Source organism: Streptomyces sp. NPDC092369, from assembly GCF_044755245.1.
GTDB lineage: Bacteria > Actinomycetota > Actinomycetes > Streptomycetales > Streptomycetaceae > Streptomyces.
In genome coordinates this window covers 931,288-953,585 of record NZ_JBIVQP010000001.1, presented here as the reverse complement: position 1 = coordinate 953,585, position 22,298 = coordinate 931,288, and the positions used below count along the sequence as shown (strand labels likewise).

The following is a 22,298-nucleotide window of genomic DNA, read 5'->3' as shown; positions in this document are numbered from 1 at the left end:
TGGCGAGAATTCGCACAGCTTTCCCCGAGCCGATGTTCCTAACGTTTCCGCCATCGCCGGTCGATTCGAAACAAGGAGTGTGTGTTGTGGTGGAACGACGTACGTTCATCGCCGGATCCGTGGCGGCCGGAGCCACGGCCGTTGTCGGCGCGGGCAGCGCGGTGGCCGCATCGGACGACGAGGCTGCCATCGCCGAGCACGTCCGCGGTGTCACCGCGATCACGAAGGTGTTCGGCGACGGTCAGAAGCTCATTGCCGTCGCCGTCGAGTACGACCGCGCAATCGACAACTCCGCTCTGTCGACGTCGACGTTCACCGTCACCGGCAGGACGGTCACCAAGGTCTACGCGAACACCGCGGTCGACCTCGCCGGGCGGGGCCGGGACGGCCGCTACGTCATCGTCGAACTGTCTCCCGACGACACGGCGGCGGCGCTGTGGGAGACGCGACAGGGCGGCTCCGGCGGCGCACCGGGCGGCGGTGGGCCGAAGGTCGGCGACAGCACGCCGGGCGGGACGATCGTGCCGGCGAAGGCCTCGCTCGTCCAGCAGGGCACCGTCACCACGACCCGCGGGACCCGCTACGCGGCCGGCGACACCACGCTGACGACAACTGCCGTGGTGAACCTGGTCGTCGACGACTTCGAGCAGTTCACCTTCGAAGACCCCGCCACCGGACAGACCCTCAGGTACAACCTCTTCGTCCCCAAGGGCCACGACCGCCGCAAGCGCTACCCCCTCGTGCTGTTCCTGCACGACGCGAGCGTCGTCAACGTCGCCACCGAGGGACCCCTGGTCCAGGGACTGGGCGCCGTGTGCTGGGCCGGCCCCGAGGACCAGGCCAGGCACGAGTGCTTCGTCCTCGCCCCCGAGTACGGCTCGGTGGTCGTCGACGACACCTACGTGCCCTCGACGCTGTTCGACGCCACCGCCAACCTCGTCCAGGCGGTGACGGAGAAGTACGCCATCGACGAGAACCGCCGCTACACGACCGGCCAGTCGATGGGCGCCATGATGTCGCTGGGCCTGAACATCAAGTACCCGGACCTGTTCGCGGCCGCGTACGTCGTCGCCGGTCAGTGGCCCTCCGACGTGGCCGCCCCGCTCGCCAACAAGAAGCTCTGGATCGTCGTCTCCCAGGACGACGACAAGGCCTTCCCCGGCGAGAACGCCATCACCCAGGTCATCAAGGACCAGGGCACCGAGGTCGCCACCGCCGTGTGGGACGGACACTCCACGGACGCGCAGTTCGCCGCGGACGTCCGCCATCTGAAGGCACGGAAAGCCCCGGTCAACTACGCCTCATTCCAGACCGGCACGACCGTCCCCGCCGGGTCCGACACCAGTGCGCACATGGGCACGTGGCGCATCGCCTACACCATCCCGGGCATCCGGGACTGGATCATGCGGCAGTCGAGGTGAGACCGTCCCGGCAGGAGGGCGGTGCGGTGCCGGGCGGGCGTGGCAGCCATCTCCGACACAGATAACCGCCATCTCGAACCATCTCCGCCGAATGGGAAACAACGACTCCATCCGCATGTTGGACAGGACAGGCGGTGAACCAGGGCCGGTCGGTTCGACAACCGGCCGGCCGGTCCGCCGCCGACGGAATCCACCGTCAAGGGATCGGAGTTCTGATGTTGTCGACGTCGGCCAAGGGTCCGCGCACGGATCCCGCGCCCACCCCGAAGGACGGAGCCGGCCGGGCTCCGTACACCGTCCGCCGGTACGGCCGCGGTTTCTGGACGGTCGCCGCGGTGTTCGTGACGGCGATGGCGTTCTCCACCGTCCCCACCCCGCTGTATCCGCTGTACCAGGCCCGCGACGGGTTCTCCACGTTCACCGTGACCGTCGTGTTCGCCGTCTACGCCGTCGGTGTGCTGACCAGCCTGCTGCTCGCCGGGCACGTGTCCGACTGGCTGGGCCGCAAGAAGGTCATGACCTCGGCGCTGGCGCTGGAACTGCTCGCCGCGGTGCTGTTCCTGTCCACCGCCTCGCTGCCGGTGCTGATCGTCGCCCGGCTGGTCACCGGCCTCGGCGTGGGCATGCTGACGGCGACCGCGACGGCGTATCTGCACGAACTGCATGCCGCGCACCGGCCGGGCGCCTCGACGCGAAGGTTCGAGATCGTGTCGACCGCGGCCAACATCGGCGGCCTCGGCGTGGGTCCGCTCGCCGCGGGTGTGCTCGCCGAATATCTGGGAGCGCCGCTGCGACTGCCGTACGCCGTCTTCGTCGTCCTGCTGCTGATCGGTGCGGCCGCTGTCGCTCTGACGCCCGAGACGGTCCGGAAGCCGGATGTGCGGCCCGCGTACCGTCCGCAGCGGGTCGGGTTGGCCCACGGCGACCGCGGGTACCTCGCCGCGGCGGCGGCCGGATTCACCTCCATGGCCGTGTTCGGCCTGTTCACCTCGGTGGCGCCCGGCTTCGTCGCCGGCACCCTGCACCACCCGTCCCACGCGCTGGCGGGACTGGTCGTGTTTGCGGTGTTCGGTGCCGCCGCCGCGGCCCAGACGGGCACCGGCCGACTCGGCGACCGGGCGCGTTGGTACGTCGGTCTGCTCGCCCAGGCCGCGGGGATGGTCGTCCTCGCGATCGGCGTACACCTCGCGGGTCTGCCCGTGTTCCTGCTGGCCGGCGTCCTCGCCGGAGCGGGCGCCGGAGTGCTGTTCAAGTCGGCCGTCGGGCATGTGGCCGCCACGGCCGCGCCGACCCAGCGCGGCGAGGCCCTGGCCGGCCTGTTCCTCGCCTCCTACCTCGGACTGGCCCTGCTGCCCGTCGGCCTCGGCGTCGCCAGCCTGTTCATGAGTCTGGGGAACGCGACGACGTGGTTCACCGCCGTGGTGCTGGCCCTGTTGGCCGCCGTCGGCGTAGGGGCCCGGCACCACGGACCGGCCGCACCTGATTCTTCCGCCTTGGAGCGTGTGTGATGACAGAACGGAACGAGACCGGAAGCGTGAAGGCGAAGGTCGCCGTCCTCGGCGCCGGGGTCATGGGAGCCCCCATCGCGCGGAACCTGTTGCGCGCGGGATTCGCCGTACGGGTGTGGAACCGGACCCGGCAGAAGGCGGAGGCACTCGCACAGGAGGGCGCGCAGGTCGCCGACTCGCCTGCCGAGGCGGCCTCGGGCGCCGAGTTCCTGATCACCATGCTCACCGACGGGGCCGCCGTCCACAGCGCGATGAACGGGGTCGACGGTGCTTTGGCCACGCTCGCCCCGGACGCGGTGTGGGTCCAGATGAGCACGGTCGGCGTCGGCGCGACCCAGCACCTGGCCCAACTCGCCGAGGGGCGCGTTGGGTTCGTGGACGCCCCGGTGTCCGGGAGCTCGCAACCCGCGGAGCGGGGCGAGTTGCTCGTCCTCGCCTCCGGCCATCCGGTACTGCGCCCCCGCGTGCAGCCGCTCTTCGACGCCGTCGGTCAACGGACCCTGTGGCTCGAACACCTCGGTGACGGCAGCCGGTTCAAGCTCGTGCTGAACAACTGGCTCGCCGTCCTGGTCGAGGGCATGGCCGAGACCGTCAGCCTCACCGAGGCACTCGGCCTGACACCCGAGCTCCTCCTCGACACCCTCGCCGAGAGCCCGCTCGGGTCCGCCTACGCGACCGCCAAGGGCCACGCCATGGTCGACCACGACTTCACCCCGGGCTTCCCGCTCCACCACGCGGGCAAGGACGCGGCCCTCGCCCTGGAGGCCGCCGACCGGCAGGGGATGGAACTACCGCTCACCGCAACCCTGTTGAAGCGGTGGGACGAGGCGATCGCGGGGGGCCACGCGGACGACGACGTGGCCGCGGCCGTCACTGCCGCTCGATGAGCGGGGCGGCAAGGGCCGCGCGGCTGAAGTCCCCTGCGGCGGCACGCGTTCAGACCGGGAACGTCACTCCGGTCAGGTCCTCCGACGCCTCCCACAGGCGGCGCTGGAGGGCCTCGTCGTGGGACAACTCGCTGGACCGCACCCGCACCGGGTAGCCCCTGAGCTCCCGGAGCCCGCGCGGGCCGTAGTACTCGCCGCCTCGCACACCGGGGTCGGTCGCCGCGCGCAGGGTGGGCAGCGCGCCGCGGTCCGCGGGCTGCGAGATCAGCGGATTGAACGCCGTGACGACTGTGCGTACGACGAACGCCGAGTTCCGGATCAGTTCGGTGGCCGCGAGGCCCGGGTGGGCGGCGACGGCGACGGTCGGGGCCTTGTCCGCCAGCCGGCGCTGGAGCTCGTAGGTGAACTGAAGGTTCGCCAGCTTGGACTGGCCGTACGCGCCCACCCGGCTGTAGGACCGGCGCTCCCACTGCAGGTCGTCCAGGTCGATCGAGGCCCGGATGCGGTGGGCCAGGCTGCTGACCGTCACCACTCGGGAGCCCTCGACCGTCAGCATGCGGTCCAACAGCAGCCCGGTGAGCGCGAAGTGACCGAGGTGGTTGGTGCCCAGCTGCAGCTCGAAGCCGTCACCGGTGGTGCCCTCGGGCGTGTACATCACGCCGGCGTTGTTGATCAGCAGGTCGATCCTCGGATGCCTGTCCCGCAGTCGGGCCGCCGCGGCGCGGACCGAGTCGAGCGAGGTGAGGTCGAGGTGCTGGACCGTGACGTCCGCGTCCGGAGTGGCGGCGGTGATCCGGTCGGCGGCCCGCCTGCCCTTGTCCGTGTCGCGTACCGCCAGCACCACCGCCGCACCTCGCGCGGCGAGGACCTTGGCGGTCTCGAAACCGATCCCGGTGTTGGCCCCGGTGACCACGGCGACGCGACCCAGCTGACCGGGCACGTCCTCGGCGGTCCACTTGTCGTTCACGATTCCTCCAGGGTGTGGCCGGGGCCCGCGTGGGGAGCGCTAACCGACGCCGTGCAGGAGTGAGTTCACCACGAGGTCGGCTGCCGGGCCCGGTTCGATGTCGACGAACACATGGGCCATGGTGTCGACCATGTTGCCCAGCAGCGCCGTCGCCCATCCGGCGGGCAGGTCCTGCCGGATCAACCCCTCGTCGGCCGCGCGCCGCATGAAGGCCTCCAGCCGCTCGCGCAGTGCCTCGGCCCGCTGCTCGGCCTCGGGGTCCTCCTGCATCATCCGCCGGATGTCCACCGGCCAGCGCCGGCTCACCGGGACGATCGACTCGACGTATCCGTGCAGCGCGATCGCGACCGGTGCCTCCTCCAGGCGGACCGCGTCCATGACCATCTCGGCGGCGTCGAGCTTCGCCGCGTAGACGGCGGACAGCAGGGCTTCCCTGCTCGCGAACCGGCGATAGACCGTGCGCCGGTCCACTCCGGCCTCCGCGGCGATCACGGCCATGGTCGTCGCCGGGTCCCGCGCGAGCAGCCGTGCCCCCGTCTGCAGGACCGCGTCCAGGTTGCGGGCCGCGTCGGCTCTCATCGCGGTGATCACCTTCCGTAGTTCCAGAGTGCTGTACCGCCACAGTAGCACCGCGCTTGTTGCATTAACTGTCACATCGACGTAGCGTTTATCGCGTCAACCTCTACATGGCAGAGACAGAGAGAAGGCGGCGCCATGATCGTGCGCGACAAGCTCTACACAGGCGGTCGCTGGACCGACCCGAGTGACACCACCCCGCTCGACATCCGTTCACCCCACGACCGGTCGCTCGTCGGCCGGTCCGTCCAGGCCCGGTCGGCCGACGTCGACCGCGCGGTCGCGGCGGCTCGGGCGGCCTTCGACGACGGGCCCTGGCGGCATACGACTCCGGAGCAGCGCCAGGACCTGATCGTGCGCCTGAACAAGCTGCGCGAGGAGCGGGCGGAGGAGATCGCGAGGCTGATCACCGACGAGCGCGGCAATCCGTTGTGGTTCAACAGGGCCGGCCAGGGCGGACTGACCCGGCAGGCGCTCGGCTACCTCAAGGCCGCCCGCGAGTTCGGCTGGGAGGAGACGCTCGACCCGTCCGTCCCCGACGCCGCCTTCCGCAGCGTCGTACGCCGCGAGGCCATCGGAGTCGTGGCCGCCGTCATCCCGTGGAACTCACCGTTCTCGGCGGCGCTGGCGAAGATGATCCCGGCACTGCTCGCGGGCAACACCGTGGTCCTCAAGGCCTCGCCGGAGAACTCCCTCAGCATGATGCTGCTGGCCGACCTCTTCGACGAGGTGGGGCTGCCCGAGGGTGTCGTCAGCATCCTCCCGGCCGACCGGGAGACCAGCGAGTACCTGGTCGCGCATCCCGGCGTCGACAAGGTGGCCTTCACCGGCTCGACCGGCGCGGGCCGCTCCATCGCCGCCGTCGCCGGACGTCAACTCAAGCGCGTCAGCCTGGAGTTGGGCGGCAAGTCCGCGGCGATCATCCTGCCCGACGCCGACCTCGCCGAGGTGGTGCCCGCGCTGCGGTTCGCCTCGCTGATGAACAACGGCGAGGCGTGCATCGCGCAGACCCGGGTGCTCGCGCCACGCAGCCGCCACGAGGAGGTGGTGACCGCCCTCAAGGACCTGCTCGACGGACTGAAGGTCGGCGATCCCTCCGAGGAGGATACCTTCATCGGCCCGCTGGTCCGGGCAGAACAGCGGGAGCGCGTACGGTCCTACATCCGGCTCGGCATCGAGGAAGGCGCGCGCCTCGTCACCGGGGGACCCGAGTCGCCGGCGGGCCTGGAGCGGGGCAACTACGTCAAGCCCACCCTCTTCGCCGACGTCGACAACACCATGCGGATCGCGCGCGAGGAGATCTTCGGCCCCGTCCTGGTGGTGATCCCGTTCGACGACGAGGACGACGCCGTACGCATCGCCAACGACTCCGAGTACGGCCTCAGCGGTGGCGTCTGGACGGCGGACGTGGAGCACGGGCTGGAGGTCGCCCGCCGGATCAGGACCGGCACCGTCACCGTCAACAGCGCACCCATCGGCTTCGACGGTCCGTTCGGCGGCTACAAGGCGAGCGGCACCGGGCGCGAGTACGGAGCCGTCGGCCTCACCGAGTACGTCGAGCACAAGACGATCACCGTGCCGGCCTGACCCAAGAAGAGAGAACATGACGATGACTTCCAAGACCTGGCTCATCACCGGCGCCTCCGCCGGACTGGGACGCGAACTCGCGGTGGCAGCACTGAAGCGCGGGGACCGCGTGGTGGCGACCTCCCGCCGTCCGGAACGCCTCGACGACCTCGCGCGAGAGCACGGCGACCGGCTGCTCGCCGTGGCGCTCGACGTCAACGATGCCGACGACGCCCGCGCGGTGGTGGCGGCGGCCACCGAGCGCTTCGGCACCGTGGACGTCGTGGTGAACAACGCCGGTTACGCGACCAGCGCGGCGATCGAGGACATCCCGGACGCCGAGTTCCGGGCACAGCTGGACATCAACCTGTTCGGCGTGGTCAACGTGACCAAGGCGGTGCTTCCCGTCCTGCGCCGGCAGCGCTCCGGGCACATCGTCCAGATCTCGTCGATCGGCGGTCGGGTCGGCGGCACCCCGGGCCTGGGCGCCTACCAGACCGCGAAGTTCGCGGTGGAGGGCTTCTCGGAGGTGCTCGCCCACGAGGTGGCGCCCCTCGGCGTCAAGGTGATCATCGTCGAACCCGGCGGACTGCGCACCAACTGGGTTGCGGGAGCCGCCACTTCGCCCGTTCCGGTCGGGGAGGACTACGAGGAGACCGTCGGCCAGTGGGCGCGAAGGTTCGCCGAGTACAACGGCAACGAACCCGGTGACCCGGCCAGGGCGGCACAGGCCATCGCGGAGATCGTCGACGCCGAGGAGCCGCCGCGGCGCCTGCTGCTCGGCTCGGACGCGCTGCGCATCGCGCTGGAGTCAGGTGCGGAGCGCTCCGCGGAGGCCGAGAAGTGGGGCGACGTCAGCCGGTCGACGGACTTCCCCGTCACCCCTTCCCGGTAAGCAGCCGCCACGGGTTGTCGACCCGGAACGCCCGCTCCGCCGCCCCGCCCAGACCGAAGCCCGGCCGCTCCGGTGGCCCGGCATAGGGCCGGTCCGTGCCCTGGACGACGGCCTCCGCACCGAGCGCCGCCACGACCGCCTCGACCGCGCGCGGACCGTACGAGGACGTCTCCACGAACACGTTCCGGTCCACCTCGTCCGCGCCGTCACCCCGCGCCGCGAAGCGCTCCCCGTGCAGCGGGGCGAGCCCGGCCAGCAGCGCGAAGCAGACCCGCAGCCGGGGGTGCCGGGGCCGCCCGAAGGCCCGGAACGCGAACCAGGAGGCATGCATCTGCTGGACGTACGGAACCATCGCGGGCCACCAGCCGGGCCCTGACAGCTCCGAACCCGACGCCCCGGAAAGCGCCGGCCCGGGGTGGACGAACAGCGGGAGATCACGGGCTTCAAGGAGATCGAGCAGCGGCGCGCAGCGGGCGTAACCAGCCGCGTCGGCAAGGGAATTGGCCGGAAGCTGGAGGCCGGCCAATCCCAGATCCAGGGCCGCGGCCGTCGCGTCCGAGTCGATGTCCCGCACAGTGGCCGCCGCCCATGCCCCGAACGGTTCCGGCAGTGCGGCCGCGTCCTCGTGGTGCGCGTCCAGCAGCGGTCGTGCCTCCTCGGTGGGCAGCCACTCGATGCCGAGCGGGGCGGACAGTGAGACGAGGGCACGGTCGAGGCCGTCGGCGGCGGTCAGTTCGGCGCGTCGCGCGATGTCGTGGTCGGTGGCGGAGACCTCGTAAGGCGGCTCACCGGCCGTGTGGAGGATCCAGCCGTCCAGGTACGGCGGTGCGGTGCGGGCGCGCAGGGCTGCCACGAACGCGGGGCCCCACAGATGCTGGTGGACATCGACGTTCGGCAGATGCTGAGGGGCGTCGACATTCATCACGACAACTCGCCGTCGAGGTCGGTCCGTTGGCGCAGCACGCGCAGGTCCGTGCCGTCCAGCTCCATCTCGTACAACGTGCCCCGCGCGTTGTCGAACGGTCGGTGCAGGATCATCATCAGCTGTCCGTCGAAGGTGTGGAACAGCATGCCGTGACCGCTGTCCTGCCGGACCAGGGGCCGACGTTGGTGCCACGGTCCGGTGAGGTCGCCGGACTCCGAGACGGCGTACGTCTGGACGTAGCCGCCGCTGACCGTGCCGTCCTCGGCGGCGACGTTCTTCTCGTACGTCGACCACAGCATGAGCAGGGCGCCCTCGGGTGTGCGGTGGAGCTGGGGGCCGTCGGTGACGTAGGGCGCGAGCTGGTGCGGGACACCGGCGGGGAGCTGCTCGGTGATCCAGGACGCGTCCGAGGCCTTGAACAGGAGCACCGGGTCGCCGACGGTCCGGGTGAGGTCCGGGGCCAGCCGGATCGCCTCCATGGTGCCGTCGATCGTCTGCAGCCACTCGTGGGCGTACACCATCCACGGCTGCCCGGACGGGTCGACGTACAGCGTGCCGTCCAGGGTCATGAGGTGGGCGGGCGGAGTGGGGCGGGAGGGGTCGACGACGGTGAAGGGGCCCAGCAGCGAGTCGGACACGGCCGTGATCGTGCCCCGCATGTGGGCGGGGAGTCGGAAGGGTGTGCCCCAGCGGCCGGGTGGCGGGACGGGAAGTGGCCTGTCCGTGTTGTGCAGGGTCGTGAACAGGTAGTACCTGCCGCCCCGTCGGTGCACTTCCGGGGCCCAGGCGCCGTCGGTGGCCCAGATGCCCGGCTGGTCCTCGGTACGGAAGACGACGACCGGGCGCGTCCAGTCGCGCAGGTCGTGGCTGCGGTAGACCATCGTGCCGGCGCCGTCCACGCCCGACATGGACGGGTCGTTGGACGTGTAGAGGTGGTAGGTGTGGGTCGGCTCGTCGGCGACCACGAAGGGGTCGTGCAACGGCATGTCGGGCAGGCGCATCGGCTCGTTCGGGGGCACGTTTCCAGCGTACGGGCGACCTCTGACACCTCCTGAGTCGCCTGCGCACGATGCCGCCCCACCAGCCGCCGCCGGCCGGCCACCACCCGCCGCAGGCCGGAAAAAACGCGTGGACCGGGTCGTACCGGTCGCAGGAGACTGCCATGCCTGGCCGTACGCGGGGACACGACGACAGGGTGGCAATGGGATCGCCTGCATCGCACGAAGGATTACCGGGCCGCGGCTCGGTGCTGCTCGCACTTCGCTACTACGGACGGGAGTTGGCGCGGCTGCGGCGGCTGACGCTGCCCGCCATGCTGATGCCCGCGCTGGGCAACGTCGGCATCGCCTACATCGCGCCGCTGGTCGTCGCCAAGCTCGTCGGCCGCATCGCCGACGACGACGGCATCGGCCTGCGCGCGACCCTGCCGTACGTCCTCGCTTTCACCGTCGTCCTGCTGCTCGCGGAGACGCTCTGGCGGATTGGACTGCACTGCCTCAACCGGCTGGACGCGCTCGGTATCGAGCACCTCTATGTGATCGGTCTGGACGAACTGTTCGCCAAGGACGCCTCGTTCTTCCACGACAACTTCGCCGGCTCGCTGACCAAGCGGGTCCTCAGTTTCGCCTCGCGGTTCGAGGAGTTCGTCGACACACTGACGTTCAACATCATGGGCAGCCTGATTCCGCTGCTGTTCGGGTCGATCGTGCTGTGGCGCTACGAACCCCTGCTGGTCGTCGGCCTGTTGACGATGATCACTGTGACGGCGGTGTGCGTGGCGCCCCTCGTCCGGCGGCGCCAGCGGCTGGTGGACCAGCGCGAGGCGGCCATCGCGCGGGTGTCGGGGCATGTCGCCGACAGCCTGATGAACATGGACACCGTGCGGGCGTTCGCCGCCGAGGAGCGCGAGGCCGCCGAGCACCGCTCCCGGGTCGCCACCTCCCGCCGGCTGACGCTGATGTCCTGGGACTACGGGAATCTGCGCATCGACACACTGGTCGCGCCGCTGTCCGTGGCGACCAACGCGCTCGGGCTGCTGCTCGCGGTGACGCTGAGCCGCGGCGGGCACGGTGTGGAGGCGGTCGTGGTCGCGTTCACGTACTACACGAACGCCACCCGGATCATGTTCGAGTTCAATCAGATCTACCGGCGGCTGGAGAGCTCGATGACGGAGGCCGCGCAGTTCACCGAGCTGCTGCACTCGCCCCCGACCGTGCTCGACCCGGCGTCGCCGGATCCGCTGCCGGTGCGGGCCGCCTCGGTGCGCTTCGAGCGGATCACCTTCGCCCACGGACCCGGCGCCCCGCTCTTCGACGGACTCGACCTGGCCGTGCCGGGCGGCGCGAAGATCGGCCTGGTCGGGCGCTCCGGCGGCGGCAAGACCACCCTCACCCGGCTGCTGCTGCGGATGACGGACCTGGACGCCGGCCGGATCCTGATCGGCGGCCAGGACATCAGCAGGCTCCGCCAGGCCGACCTGCGCGGCCTGATCGCCTACGTGCCCCAGGACCCGGCCATGTTCCACCGCACCCTGCGGGACAACATCGCCTTCGCCCGCCCCGACGCCACCGACGCCGAGATCCGCCGGGCGGCCGAGGCGGCGCACGTCACGGAGTTCGCCGACGCACTGCCCGACGGCTTCGAGACGATGGTCGGCGAACGCGGCATCAAGCTCTCCGGCGGCCAGCGCCAGCGGGTCGCGCTGGCCCGGGCGATCCTGCGCGACGCGCCGATCCTGCTCCTCGACGAGGCGACCAGCGCCCTCGACTCGGAGAGCGAAGTGCTCGTCCAGGAAGCGCTGTGGCGGCTCATGGAGGGGCGCACGGCGCTCGTGGTCGCCCACCGGCTGAGCACGGTCGCCGGCATGGACCGCCTCGTGGTCCTGGACCGCGGACGGATCGTCGAGCAGGGCACGCACCAGGAACTGCTGGCCTCCGAAGGCGCCTACGCCAAGCTGTGGCGCCACCAGTCCGGCGGCTTCCTCACCGACAGCCCGACGGACGACGACGCCGCCCGGGCCGACGTGAACTGAACGGGACACCGCAGCCCGGCGGGGCACCGGAACCGAACGGGACACCGACCGGTCGGTGGACGCCCTCTTGACGCCGCAGCCAGGGGGATCGACACTCCAGAAGGGAATCCTAGTGAACAGGTAGGGAATGACATGAGGCGCCTTGGACCGGTCACCGTACGCGTGAGCCGCTCGCCTCTCCTCACCTCCCGCCGCCACATCGATCTGCTGCGCGTCTGCAGCGCGATCAGCCGCCTCGGCTGAGCCGCGCCCCTCCCGTGCCCGCGACGCCCACGCGTCGTCCCGCGACCGGACGCCACCGGCGTCGTCCGACCGCCGCGCACGGCTGAGCCCGGCCCCTTCCCGTCCGACGTCGCTACCGCCGCGCGCACGTCCGCGCCCGCTCCCGGGGAGAGTCATGTCCGTCACACCGCTGGCCGCCCACACCACCGCTCCGTCCACGCCCGCCTTCCGGGGCCGCATCGGCGGCGATCCGCGCAGCGGCCACTACGCCGTTCCGCGCCGCTACCGCCTCCATCTGTCCACCGCGTGTCCCGACGGCCTGCGCATCGCCGTCACCCACAGCCTGCTCGGCCTGGACACCGTCTGTCCGGCCACCTACCTGCCCGCCGTCCCCGACTCCGCGGAGGACGGCCACTCCGTGCTGCGCCCGCTGTACGAGGCGAGCGCCCACCGGTACTCAGGACCGGCCGTCGGACCGGTGCTCAGCGACGACTGGTCCGGGCGGATCGTCAGCACCCACGCCCCGGACATCACCCGCGACCTCGCCCGCCGCTTCGGCGCCGACCGGCTCTCGCTCTACCCGTGCGGCGCCGAGTCGGAGATCGAGGCCGTCGAGCGGATGTGCGCACAGGACATCGAGGGGGCCGCCCAGCGCGCCGGACAGTCCGACGGCGAGCAGACGGAGCGGGACGCGGCCCTGGAGACGCTGCTGGAGTCGCTGGGCGCGCTGGAGCGCTGGCTCGTCGGCCGCGAATACATGATTCGGGATCAGATCACCGCCGCCGACGTCGAGTTGTGGGTCACGCTGGTCCAGCTCGACACCGTGCACCGCGACCACCTCGACGCCTCCGCGGTCCAGCGCATCGCCGACCACCCCACTCTGTGGGCGTACGCCCGCCGCCTGGCCGCCCACCCCGCCTTCGGCACCCACCTCGACCTGGACGGGATCGCCCGCCGCCATCACGCCCGTTGCCGGGGACTGGAGGCGGCCGGCGCGGCCGTGCAGATCCTCGACTGGGCGGCCCACGCGGCCCGATAGCCGTCGCACAGCGGCTCCACAGCCGTTCCAGTCGGTGGACCGGCGTTGACATTCGTTCGGGCAAGTGTCTTGAATATCGCCCAGAACGGTCATGAGTGTCAGCGACAAGCCCTGGCTTGCTGACCGGCAACCCTCGCACCGCGGTGGGGTGCCCCAGGTGACGACCGGACCGGATGACGTTTCGGTAAGCGCGCGGCCCCTTTCGGGGGGCCACCCAACAGTGACAGGTGACGCCATGTACGCAGCTCCCAGGACGGCCGCATGCCGCCCGCAGGGCTGCGTACCGTCGTACGCGAACCTGTTCGTCGCCGACCGCGCCGTCGATCTGCTCCGGGTCAGCAGCGCACTGTGTACCGCACCGGGCCGCGCCCGCTGTCGGGGCTGACGACCACCGCTCAGCCCGCGCACCTCTGACGCACACCCGCCTCCGCCGGTGTGCAGTTCCCCTCCCCGCCCCCAGTCCCGCGCAGCCGCGCGCGCCGCCCGTCGTCGCGCGTCCACCGCCGGGGTCCGGGGTGTCCGAACCTGCCGGAGCCCACTATGAGTGAACCCCCTGGCGCAGCCGTGTCCCTCGCCGAGGCACCGCCTGCCGACGAACCGTCAAAACCCCTCACGGCACAGCGAGTTCAGCCGCTGCGCCGACCGGGACGCTGGATCGCCACCGCGGTCGTGCTGGTCCTCGCGATCCAGTTCGTGCACGGCCTGGCGACCAACCCGTTCTACCAGTGGGACCGCTTCGGATACTGGTTCCTGCGGCCGACCATCCTCGACGGCCTGCTCATCACCCTCGAAGTGGCCGCCTACAGCGCGGTGCTCGGCCTCCTCGGCGGCATCCTGCTCGCCCTGGCCAGGCTCTCCAAGTCCCCGGTGCTGCGCGCGGTGAGCTGGACCTACGTCTGGGCCCTGCGCTCGATCCCGCTGATCGTGGTGCTGCTCTTCCTCTACAACTTCAGCGCCCTGTACAAGACGTTGAGTGTCGGCGTCCCCTTCGGGCCCGCCTTCTTCTCCTTCGACGAGTCGAAGCTGGCCACCGACATGGTCGTCGCCGTCATCGGCCTCAGCCTCAACGAGGCGGCCTACGCGGCCGAAGTGGTCCGCGGCGGCATCCTCTCCGTCGACCAGGGCCAGCACGAGGCGGCCTCCGCCCTCGGCCTGCCCAAGAGCTACCAGTTCCGCAGGATCGTCTTCCCGCAGGCGCTGCGCTCCATCACCCCGAACTACGTCAACCAGCTGATCGGCCTGATCAAGAGCACCTCGCTGGTCTTCTACGTCTCCCTGCTGGACCTGTTCGGCTCCGCGCAGACGATGGGCTCCACCTATCCCGGCGACATCGTGCCGCTGCTCCTGGTCGTCACCGTCTGGTACCTGATCCTGACCAGCGTGGTGTCCGTCATCCAGTTCTACGTCGAGCGGTACTACGCCCGGGGCGCCACGCGCTCCCTGCCGCCGACCCCGATCCAGAAGCTCCGCACCGGCCTCACCGATCTGCGGGCCCGCATCCGCCGGGAGGCCGCCGTATGAGCGCGAACACACTTCAGTCACCGGTGGATGTCGTCCCGGCCGCCGTCGAGGTGCACGACGTGCACAAGTGGTACGGCGCCCACCGGGTGCTGGACGGCGTCGACCTGACCGTACGGCCCGGCGAGGTCACCGTCGTCCTCGGCCCGTCCGGCTCCGGGAAGTCCACGCTGCTGCGGGTCATCAACCACCTGGAGAAGCCGGAGATCGGCTACGTCAGCGTCAACGGCGAACTGATCGGTGTGAAGCGCCAGGGGGAGAGGCTGAAGGAGCTGAGCGAGCGGGCCATCCTCGCCCAGCGCAGCCGGATCGGCTTCGTCTTCCAGAACTTCAACCTGTTCCCGCACCTGACCGTCCTCGACAACGTGGCCGCGGCCCCGGTCGCCACCGGCCGGCTCGGCAAGCCCGAAGCCCTGGAACTGGCCCGCGAGTTGCTCGGCCGGGTGGGGCTCGGCGAGAAGGCCGGCGCCTATCCGCGACAGCTGTCCGGGGGCCAGCAGCAGCGCGTCGCCATCGCACGCGCCCTCGCCCTGCGGCCCGGCGTCATCCTCTTCGACGAGCCGACCTCCGCCCTCGACCCCGAACTCGTGGGTGAAGTCCTCGCCGTCATCAAGGACTTGGCGACCAGCGGCACCACCCTCGTCATCGTCACCCACGAGATCGGCTTCGCCCGCGAGGTCGCCGACCGGGTCGTCTTCATCGACGGCGGAAAGATCGTCGAGCAGGGCCCGCCCCACGAGGTCCTCGACAAGCCGCAGCACGAACGGACCCGCGACTTCCTCAGCAAGGTCCTCTGAACCCCCCTCTTCACCTACCGCCACTTTCCAAGTCCCGAACACCGAACCTAGGAACAGCCATGTCTCCCCTCAGCCTTCGCAGCAGACTCACTCGCGGACTCACCGCCGGCACCGTCGTCGCCGCCCTCGCCGGCGGGCTCGCCGCCTGCGGGGGAGACAGCGACGCGGCCACCACGACCGACAACGCCGCCGCCGGTTCGGTGACCGTGGGTGCCCTGTCCCTCGGCGCCGCCAAGGAGACCACGCTGAAGGTCTCCGAAGTGAAGTCGATCAGCGCCGAGTTGCCCAAGGACATAGCCAAGAGCGGCAAGCTGGAGATCGGCGTCGGCTTCCTGCCCGCCGGCTCACCGCCGCTCGGCTACGTCGGCTCGGACCAGAAGACCCTCACCGGTTCGGAGACCGACATCGGCCGCCTGGTCGCCGCCGTCCTCGGCCTCAAGCCCGAGCTGAAGAACTCCACTTGGGAGAACCTCTTCATCGGCCTGGACAGCGGCAAGGTCCAGGTCGCCTTCTCCAACGTGACCGACACCGAGGAGCGCAAGGCGAAGTACGAGTTCGCCTCCTACCGCGAGGACAACCTCGGCTTCGCGGTGAAGGCCGACAACACCTGGAACTTCGACGGCAATTACGAGAACCTCGCCGGCAAGACCGTCGCCGTGGGCGCCGGCACCAACCAGGAGCGGATCCTCCTGGAGTGGAAGAAGAAGCTGGCCGCCGAGGGCAAGAAGGCGCTCACCGTCAAGTACTTCCAGGACAACAACAGCACCTACCTCGCGCTGACCTCCGGAAAGATCGACGCCTACCTCGCCCCGAACCCCTCGGTCGCCTACCAGGTCTCCTCGACCAAGGGCACGGCCAAGGCGGTCCGCAACGCGGGTACCTACTCCGGCGCCGGATCCTCCCTCCAGGGCCTGATCGCGGCCACCGCGAAGAAGGACAGCGGCCTCGCCAAGCCCCTCGCGGACGCGATCAACTACCTGATCAAGAACGGCCAGTACGCCAAGTGGCTGGCCGCCTGGAACCTCTCCAACGAGGCCGTCGCCAAGTCCGAGATCAACCCGCCCGGACTGCCCCTCAGCGACTCCTGACCCACCCTCTCGGCCAGGGGACCCCGCCGCGTCGTGACGGGGTCCCCACCCGCGCGACCCGTACTGGAGCCGTCACCCGATGTCTTCGACCGTCAGTCTCGAAACCACCACCTCCCACGTCCTCGACAACCCGGCCTGGGCCGCGCTCACCGGCCCGCACGCCCACTTCGCCGAGCGCGTCGGCCGCGCGGCCCGCTACCCCGTCGACGTGGCCGGCTTCCACGCGATCACCGACAACGACGACCCGCGCGCCTGGGCCGACCTCGCCACCCTCGTCGGCCCCGGCGGCACCGCCGCGGTGCGCGGAGTGGGCGAGACCCCGGACGGCTGGGAGATCGTCCGTTCAGGGCAGGGCGTCCAGCTCGTCGACACCGCGCTGTGGGCCGAACCCGACCCTCAGGCCGTCCGCCTCGGCCCCGCCGACGTACCCGAGATCCTCGACCTGGTCGCCCGCACCGAACCCGGCCCCTATCTGCCCCGCACCGTCGAACTGGGCACCTACCTGGGCATCCGCCACGAGGGCCGGCTCGTCGCGCTGGCGGGCGAGCGCCTCCACCCGCCCGGCTGGACCGAGATCAGCGCCGTCTGCACCGACCCCGGCCACCGCGGCCGGGGCCTGGCCACCCGCCTGGTCCGCGCGGTCGCCGCCGGCATCAAGGAACGCGGCGAGCAGCCCTTCCTGCACGCGGCGGCCGGCAACACCAACGCGATCAGGCTCTACGAGTCGATCGGCTTCACACTCCGCGCCCGTACGGTCTTCTCGCTCGTACGGTTCACCGGGCCGACCGGTGCCGCAGATCCGGAAGAAACGGCATAGCCGTGCCGTTGTCCTCTACGAAGCCGGACTCCGTGGAGGTGGAGCACATGGGTGGCGCGTCCGTCGTTCACGTGTGTCTCACCACGCGGCAGCACATCGATCTGCTGCGTGTCGCCGGCGCGCTCTGTCGCCCCTGACGCCGTTGCCCAAACCGCCGTGCGCCCGTATCCATGGGCCGGCGATCTCGTACGGACCTCCAGGAAGGCACCCACTCGTGTCATCGACCTCCCCTTCCCTCCTGCATCTCGCCGTCGCCCTCGACGGCACCGGCTGGCACCCCGCCTCCTGGCGCGAGCAAGTGGCCCGCCCCCGGGACCTGTTCACCGCCGGCTACTGGGCCGACCTGGTCGCCGAGGCCGAGCGCGGGCTGCTCGACTTCGTCACCTTCGAGGACGGCCTCGGTCTGCAGTCCTCGCACTACGGCGAGCTGGACGGCCGCACCGACCAGGTCCGCGGACGCCTCGACGCCGTCCTGACCGCGTCCCGCATAGCGCCCCTGACCCGGCACATCGGCCTGGTGCCGACCGTGATCGCCACGCTCACCGAGCCGTTCCACCTCTCCAAGGCGATCGCCACCCTCGACTACGTCAGCTCCGGCCGCGCGGGCCTGCGGGTGCAGATCAGTGCCCGCCCGCACGAGGCCGACCACTTCGGCCGCCGTACCTTCCCGCCGATCAGCCTGGAGGAACTGCGTACCCCGGCCGGGCAGGAGCGGCTCACCGACCTCTTCGACGAGGCCGCCGACTACGTCGAGGTCGTGCGCCGGCTCTGGGACAGCTGGGAGGACGACGCGGAGATCCGGGACACCGCGACCGGCCGCTTCGTCGACCGCGACAAGCTGCACTACATCGACTTCGAGGGCAAGCACTTCAGCGTCAAGGGCCCGTCGATCACCCCGCGCCCGCCGCAGGGACAGCCCCTTGTCACCTCGCTCGCGCACCAGACCGTCCCCTACCGGCTGGTGGCCCGTCAGGCCGACATCGGCTACGTCACCCCGCGCGACGCCGACGACGCCCGCGCGATCGTCGCCGAGATCCGCGCCGAGCAGGAGGCGGCCGGCCGCGCCGACGAACTCGTCCATGTCTTCGGCGACTTGGTGGTCTTCCTCGACGACGACCAGGCCGCCGCGGAGGACCGGCGCGCACGCCTGGACGCCCTCGCGGGGGAGCCGTACGAGAGCGACGCACGGATCTTCGCCGGTACGCCCGCCCAACTCGCCGATCTTCTCCAGGAGCTGGCGGCCAAGGGGCTGACCGGCTTCCGGCTGCGCCCCGCCGTCCTCGGCCACGACCTGCCCGCCATCACCGAGGGCCTGGTTCCCGAACTCCAGCGTCGCGGCGTCTTCCGCACCGCCTACGAGGCCGACACCCTGCGCGGCCTGCTGGGCCTCGCCCGCCCCGCCAACCGCTACGCCGCCGTCTGAGCCGGAAGGACCGACCGCACCCATGAGCAAGCCGCTGAAGCAGATCCATCTGGCCGCGCACTTCCCGGGCGTCAACAACACCACCGTGTGGAGCGACCCCAAGGCCGGCAGCCACATCGAGTTCAGTTCCTTCGTGCACTTCGCGCAGACCGCCGAACGCGCCAAGTTCGACTTCCTGTTCCTCGCCGAAGGGCTCCGCCTGCGTGAACAGGGCGGCAAGATCTACGACCTGGACGTCGTCGGCCGCCCCGACACCTTCACCGTGCTGGCCGCGCTCGCCGCGGTCACCGAGCACCTGGGGCTGACCGGCACCATCAACTCCACCTTCAACGAGCCCTACGAGGTGGCCCGCCAGTTCGCCAGCCTCGACCACCTCTCCGGCGGCCGGTCCGCGTGGAACGTCGTCACCTCCTGGGACGCCTTCACCGGCGAGAACTTCCGGCGCGGCGGCTTCCTGCCGCAGGAGGAGCGCTACTCCCGCGCCAAGGAGTTCCTCGCCACGACGAACGAGCTCTTCGACTCCTGGCATGGTGACGAGATCGTCGCCGACCAGGCGAGCGGCACCTTCCTGCGGGACGCGAAGGCCGGTTCCTTCGTCCACGACGGACAACACTTCGACATCCACGGCCAGTTCAACGTCCCGCGCTCCCCGCAGGGCCGCCCGGTCATCTTCCAGGCCGGCGACTCCGACGAGGGCCGCGAGTTCGCCGCCTCCTCCGCCGACGCCATCTTCAGCCGGTACGCGCAGCTGGAATCGGGGCAGGCCTTCTACACCGACGTCAAGAACCGCCTCGCCAAGTACGGCCGTCGGCATGACGAGTTGCTGATCCTGCCCGCCGCGAGTTTCGTTCTCGCCGACACCGACGCCGAGGCGGAGGTACTGGCGAAGGAGGTGCGCCGCCAGCAGGTCAGCGGGGCCACCGCCATCAAGCACCTGGAGTTCGTCTGGAACCGGGACCTGTCCTCGTACGACCCGGAGGGCCCGCTGCCCGAGATCGATCCCGACCTCGGCGAGAACCACATCTCCAAGGGCCGCGCCCAGGTGCGGATGTACCGCGACCCGCTGGCCACCGCCCGCGAGTGGCGCGAGCTGGCCGCCGCGAACAACTGGTCCATCCGCGACCTCGTCATCGAGACCGGCAACCGGCAGAACTTCATCGGCTCGCCGGAGACGGTCGCCAGGACCATCAACGACTACGTCCAGGCCGACGCCAGCGACGGGTTCATCCTCGTCCCGCACATCACCCCGACCGGGCTCGACGACTTCGCCGACAAGGTCGTCCCGCTGCTCCAGGAACAGGGCGTGTTCCGCACCGAGTACGAGGGCCCGACCCTGCGCCACCAGCTCGGTCTCGCCCACCCGGACGAGGCGGCGGCCGAGCGGGCCGCGTCGTGAAGTTCCTCGCGATCACCCTGATCGTCCATCGCCCCGACCCGGTCACCGGGGTGCTGAAACCGACCCACGAACGGTTCCGTGAAGTCCTCGACAACGCCGTGCTCGCCGAGGAGTTGGGCTTCGACGGCTTCGGGGTGGGGGAGCGGCACGAGCGGCCGTTCATCTCCTCGTCCCCGACCGTCGTGCTGAGCCATGTGGCCGCCCTGACCAAGCGGATCCGCCTGTTCACCGCCGTCACGACCCTCAGCCTGCTGGACCCGGTCCGGGCGTACGAGGACTACGCGACCCTCGACCACCTCTCGAACGGGCGCCTGGACCTGATCATCGGCAAGGGCAACGGCGCCGCCCAGCGGGACCTGTTCCAGGTCACGCCCGAGGACCAGTGGGACCGCAACGCCGAGAGCTACGAGGTGTTCCGGCAGATCTGGCGGCAGGACAAGGTGACGGCGGCGACCCGCTTCCGCCCGCCGCTGCAGGACGCGGAGGTGTGGCCGCGGCCCTACCAGAAGCCGGTCCGGGTCTGGCACGGCAGCGCGACCAGCAAGGAGTCCGTCGACCTGGCCGCCCGCTACGGCGACCCGCTGTTCTCGGCGAACGTCACCAACCCCATAGAGCCGTATGCCGAGTTGATCCGCTACTACCGCGAGCGCTGGGAGCACTACGGCCACGACCCGGCTGACATCGCGATCGGCGCCGGCACCGCGGGTGTCCTCGTCACGCCCACCTCGCAGGAGGCGCTGTCCGCGTACCGGCCGATCTTCGAGTCCAACCTGGCCTTCTTCAAGCAGGCGGGCCTGCCCGTGGTCTTCGAGACCCTGGAGGACTACGTCGAGCGCAGCTCGGCCCTGATCGGCAGCCCGCAGCAGGTCATCGACAAAGTGCACCGCTACCACGAGCAGTTCGGGCACACGGTGGTCCATCTGCACGCGGACGCGAGCGGCCTGTCCGACACCCAGCACCGGGACTCGCTCGAACTCTTCCAGTCGGCGGTCGCCCCGGTCCTGCGCAAGGACATCCCGGACCCGCCCTTCGACTGGGGCCCGGTCCTGCCGACACCGTCGACCAGCAGCGAGGAGCCGGCCCGTGTCTGACATCCCCCTCGGCGTCCTCGACCTGGTCCCCATCTCGTCGGGCTCGACCGCCGCAGACGCGCTCCGCAACTCCGTCGACCTTGCCCAACAGGCCGAACAACTCGGCTACGCCCGCTACTGGTTCGCCGAGCACCACCTCAACCCCGGGGTCGCGGGCACCTCTCCGGCGGTCGTCCTGGCCCTGACCGCGGCCGCCACCTCCACGATCCGCCTCGGCTCCGGCGCCGTACAACTCGGCCACCGCACGGCCCTGTCGACGGTGGAGGAGTTCGGGCTGATCGACGCGCTGCACCCGGGCCGCTTCGACCTCGGCCTCGGCCGCTCGGGCGGCCGTCCACCGGGGGAGCGGGCCCCCGGCCCGACGGACACACCCGTCGTCGACGGACGCGCCCCGAACGGCCTGCTCATTCCGCCCCGCTTCTCCTTCGAACGCCTCCTCGGCTCACCCCGCATCGCCCTGCAACGCAAGCTGCTCCTGCTGCCGGGCGCCGAATCCCAGGACTACGCCGAGCAGATCGACGACATCCTCGCCCTGCTGGCCGGCACCTACCGCTCCCCGGAGGGCGTCGAGGCGCACGTAGTGCCGGGTGAGGGCGCGGAGTTGGAGCTGTGGATCCTGGGCAGCAGCGGTGGCCTAAGCGCCGAGGTCGCGGGCGCCCGGGGCCTGCGCTTCGCCGCCAACTACCACGTCAGCCCCGCCACGGTCCTGGAGGCGGTGGACGGCTACCGCGCCCACTTCCAACCCTCTGACCACCTCGACAAACCCCACGTCAGCGTCTCCGCGGACGTCGTCGTGGCCGAGGACGACGCAACCGCCCGCGAACTCGCCACCGGTTACGGCCTCTGGGTCCGCAGCATCCGCACGGCCGAGGGCGCGATCGCGTTCCCGACCCCTGAGGAGGCCCGCGCGCACACCTGGAGCGAGGAGGACCGGGAGCTGGTTCAGGACCGCCTCGACACCCAGTTCGTCGGCTCGCCCGGCCGGGTGGCCGACCAGCTGGAACAGCTCCAAGAGGCCACGGGAGCCGACGAGTTGCTCATCACGACCATCACGCATGACCACGCGGACCGGGTGCGGTCGTACGAGCTGCTGGCGCGGGAGTGGCGTCGGCGCTGAAGCACAAGAACCAA

Annotated in this window: 20 protein-coding genes and 1 riboswitch; of the genes, 16 read left to right on the top strand and 4 right to left on the bottom strand. The window is 70.7% G+C overall.

Annotated elements, in window-relative coordinates; all coding sequences use genetic code 11:
- Positions 1–89 precede the first annotated feature (89 nt).
- The 3 genes from ACIQI8_RS04210 (at position 90) to ACIQI8_RS04200 (ending at position 3,816) form a co-directional block, all read left to right on the top strand.
- The gene (locus tag ACIQI8_RS04210) at positions 90–1,421 is read left to right on the top strand and encodes an alpha/beta hydrolase-fold protein (RefSeq protein WP_402344748.1); all 1,332 of its coding nucleotides are present in this window, start codon (positions 90–92) and stop codon (positions 1,419–1,421) included.
- A 215-nt stretch (positions 1,422–1,636) separates the two neighbouring features.
- A complete protein-coding gene (locus ACIQI8_RS04205) occupies positions 1,637–2,929 on the top strand; it encodes an MFS transporter (protein WP_402344746.1) in 1,293 nt (430 codons plus the stop codon).
- On the top strand, positions 2,929–3,816 hold the full coding sequence (locus ACIQI8_RS04200) for an NAD(P)-dependent oxidoreductase (protein ID WP_402344744.1): 888 nt from the start codon (positions 2,929–2,931) through the stop codon (positions 3,814–3,816). The genes ACIQI8_RS04205 and ACIQI8_RS04200 overlap by 1 nt, the downstream gene beginning before the upstream one ends.
- A gap of 49 nt (positions 3,817–3,865) precedes the next feature.
- On the opposite strand, the gene ACIQI8_RS04195 is transcribed toward ACIQI8_RS04200, so the two are convergent.
- Positions 3,866–4,783: an SDR family NAD(P)-dependent oxidoreductase gene (locus ACIQI8_RS04195; protein WP_402344742.1), complete on the bottom strand. Its 918-nt coding sequence runs from the start codon at positions 4,781–4,783 to the stop codon at positions 3,866–3,868.
- A gap of 39 nt (positions 4,784–4,822) precedes the next feature.
- Complete coding sequence (locus tag ACIQI8_RS04190; RefSeq protein WP_402344740.1) at positions 4,823–5,362, bottom strand: TetR/AcrR family transcriptional regulator; 540 nt, start codon at positions 5,360–5,362, stop codon at positions 4,823–4,825.
- A 135-nt stretch (positions 5,363–5,497) separates the two neighbouring features.
- On the opposite strand from ACIQI8_RS04190, the gene ACIQI8_RS04185 reads away from it, so the two are divergent.
- A complete protein-coding gene (locus tag ACIQI8_RS04185; RefSeq protein ID WP_402344738.1) occupies positions 5,498–6,946 on the top strand; it encodes an aldehyde dehydrogenase in 1,449 nt (482 codons plus the stop codon).
- 16 nt (positions 6,947–6,962) lie between these two features.
- Positions 6,963–7,820 carry an oxidoreductase gene (locus ACIQI8_RS04180; protein WP_402344737.1) on the top strand — a complete coding sequence of 286 codons (858 nt, stop codon included), beginning with the start codon at positions 6,963–6,965 and terminating at the stop codon, positions 7,818–7,820.
- Here the strand turns inward: ACIQI8_RS04180 and ACIQI8_RS04175 are convergent.
- Entirely contained in the window at positions 7,804–8,718 is a 915-nt protein-coding gene (locus ACIQI8_RS04175) for an amidohydrolase family protein (RefSeq protein WP_402346673.1), read from the bottom strand. The two genes, ACIQI8_RS04180 and ACIQI8_RS04175, sit on opposite strands and share 17 nt — an antisense overlap.
- Positions 8,719–8,741: 23 nt before the next feature.
- Positions 8,742–9,746, bottom strand: coding sequence for a glycoside hydrolase family 43 protein (locus tag ACIQI8_RS04170; RefSeq protein ID WP_402346672.1), 1,005 nt, complete (start codon positions 9,744–9,746; stop codon positions 8,742–8,744).
- A 200-nt stretch (positions 9,747–9,946) separates the two neighbouring features.
- Between ACIQI8_RS04170 and ACIQI8_RS04165 the strand changes: the two genes are divergently transcribed.
- The 11 genes from ACIQI8_RS04165 (at position 9,947) to ACIQI8_RS04115 (ending at position 22,284) form a co-directional block, all read left to right on the top strand.
- Positions 9,947–11,776, top strand: coding sequence for an ABC transporter ATP-binding protein (locus ACIQI8_RS04165; protein WP_402344735.1), 1,830 nt, complete (start codon positions 9,947–9,949; stop codon positions 11,774–11,776).
- A gap of 132 nt (positions 11,777–11,908) precedes the next feature.
- Positions 11,909–12,019 carry a putative leader peptide gene (locus ACIQI8_RS04160; RefSeq protein ID WP_402344733.1) on the top strand — a complete coding sequence of 37 codons (111 nt, stop codon included), beginning with the start codon at positions 11,909–11,911 and terminating at the stop codon, positions 12,017–12,019.
- A gap of 154 nt (positions 12,020–12,173) precedes the next feature.
- Entirely contained in the window at positions 12,174–13,037 is an 864-nt protein-coding gene (locus tag ACIQI8_RS04155) for a glutathione S-transferase C-terminal domain-containing protein (RefSeq protein WP_402344731.1), read from the top strand.
- 87 nt (positions 13,038–13,124) lie between these two features.
- Positions 13,125–13,234, top strand: a riboswitch (SAM riboswitch).
- 343 nt (positions 13,235–13,577) lie between these two features.
- Positions 13,578–14,558: an amino acid ABC transporter permease gene (locus tag ACIQI8_RS04150; protein WP_402344729.1), complete on the top strand. Its 981-nt coding sequence runs from the start codon at positions 13,578–13,580 to the stop codon at positions 14,556–14,558.
- A complete protein-coding gene (locus ACIQI8_RS04145; protein WP_402344727.1) occupies positions 14,555–15,352 on the top strand; it encodes an amino acid ABC transporter ATP-binding protein in 798 nt (265 codons plus the stop codon). Before ACIQI8_RS04150 ends, ACIQI8_RS04145 begins: the two co-directional genes overlap by 4 nt.
- 59 nt (positions 15,353–15,411) lie before the next feature.
- Positions 15,412–16,440 carry an ABC transporter substrate-binding protein gene (locus ACIQI8_RS04140; protein ID WP_402344725.1) on the top strand — a complete coding sequence of 343 codons (1,029 nt, stop codon included), beginning with the start codon at positions 15,412–15,414 and terminating at the stop codon, positions 16,438–16,440.
- A 79-nt stretch (positions 16,441–16,519) separates the two neighbouring features.
- The gene (locus tag ACIQI8_RS04135) at positions 16,520–17,257 is read left to right on the top strand and encodes a GNAT family N-acetyltransferase (RefSeq protein WP_402344723.1); all 738 of its coding nucleotides are present in this window, start codon (positions 16,520–16,522) and stop codon (positions 17,255–17,257) included.
- Between the two features lie 214 nt (positions 17,258–17,471).
- Positions 17,472–18,680 carry an LLM class flavin-dependent oxidoreductase gene (locus ACIQI8_RS04130; RefSeq protein ID WP_402344721.1) on the top strand — a complete coding sequence of 403 codons (1,209 nt, stop codon included), beginning with the start codon at positions 17,472–17,474 and terminating at the stop codon, positions 18,678–18,680.
- 22 nt (positions 18,681–18,702) lie between these two features.
- Positions 18,703–20,076, top strand: coding sequence for an NtaA/DmoA family FMN-dependent monooxygenase (locus tag ACIQI8_RS04125; RefSeq protein WP_402344719.1), 1,374 nt, complete (start codon positions 18,703–18,705; stop codon positions 20,074–20,076).
- Positions 20,073–21,167 (top strand): LLM class flavin-dependent oxidoreductase, encoded by a 1,095-nt coding sequence (locus tag ACIQI8_RS04120; protein ID WP_402344717.1) that lies wholly within the window; start codon positions 20,073–20,075, stop codon positions 21,165–21,167. The genes ACIQI8_RS04125 and ACIQI8_RS04120 overlap by 4 nt, the downstream gene beginning before the upstream one ends.
- The gene (locus ACIQI8_RS04115) at positions 21,160–22,284 is read left to right on the top strand and encodes an LLM class flavin-dependent oxidoreductase (RefSeq protein WP_402344715.1); all 1,125 of its coding nucleotides are present in this window, start codon (positions 21,160–21,162) and stop codon (positions 22,282–22,284) included. Before ACIQI8_RS04120 ends, ACIQI8_RS04115 begins: the two co-directional genes overlap by 8 nt.
- The last annotated feature ends 14 nt before the right edge of the window (positions 22,285–22,298 follow it).

What these genes read in the sequence shown, in the direction of transcription:
- ACIQI8_RS04205 (WP_402344746.1), top strand. Translation starts at nt 1,637, where the DNA reads ATGTTGTCGACGTCGGCCAAGGGTCCGCGCACGGATCCCGCGCCCACC.
- ACIQI8_RS04200 (WP_402344744.1), top strand. Translation starts at nt 2,929, where the DNA reads ATGACAGAACGGAACGAGACCGGAAGCGTGAAGGCGAAGGTCGCCGTC.
- ACIQI8_RS04190 (WP_402344740.1), bottom strand. Translation starts at nt 5,362, where the DNA reads ATGAGAGCCGACGCGGCCCGCAACCTGGACGCGGTCCTGCAGACGGGG.
- ACIQI8_RS04185 (WP_402344738.1), top strand. Translation starts at nt 5,498, where the DNA reads ATGATCGTGCGCGACAAGCTCTACACAGGCGGTCGCTGGACCGACCCG.
- ACIQI8_RS04180 (WP_402344737.1), top strand. Translation starts at nt 6,963, where the DNA reads ATGACGATGACTTCCAAGACCTGGCTCATCACCGGCGCCTCCGCCGGA.
- ACIQI8_RS04170 (WP_402346672.1), bottom strand. Translation starts at nt 9,746, where the DNA reads ATGCGCCTGCCCGACATGCCGTTGCACGACCCCTTCGTGGTCGCCGAC.
- ACIQI8_RS04165 (WP_402344735.1), top strand. Translation starts at nt 9,947, where the DNA reads ATGGGATCGCCTGCATCGCACGAAGGATTACCGGGCCGCGGCTCGGTG.
- ACIQI8_RS04160 (WP_402344733.1), top strand. Translation starts at nt 11,909, where the DNA reads ATGAGGCGCCTTGGACCGGTCACCGTACGCGTGAGCCGCTCGCCTCTC.
- ACIQI8_RS04155 (WP_402344731.1), top strand. Translation starts at nt 12,174, where the DNA reads ATGTCCGTCACACCGCTGGCCGCCCACACCACCGCTCCGTCCACGCCC.
- ACIQI8_RS04150 (WP_402344729.1), top strand. Translation starts at nt 13,578, where the DNA reads ATGAGTGAACCCCCTGGCGCAGCCGTGTCCCTCGCCGAGGCACCGCCT.
- ACIQI8_RS04145 (WP_402344727.1), top strand. Translation starts at nt 14,555, where the DNA reads ATGAGCGCGAACACACTTCAGTCACCGGTGGATGTCGTCCCGGCCGCC.
- ACIQI8_RS04140 (WP_402344725.1), top strand. Translation starts at nt 15,412, where the DNA reads ATGTCTCCCCTCAGCCTTCGCAGCAGACTCACTCGCGGACTCACCGCC.
- ACIQI8_RS04135 (WP_402344723.1), top strand. Translation starts at nt 16,520, where the DNA reads ATGTCTTCGACCGTCAGTCTCGAAACCACCACCTCCCACGTCCTCGAC.
- ACIQI8_RS04125 (WP_402344719.1), top strand. Translation starts at nt 18,703, where the DNA reads ATGAGCAAGCCGCTGAAGCAGATCCATCTGGCCGCGCACTTCCCGGGC.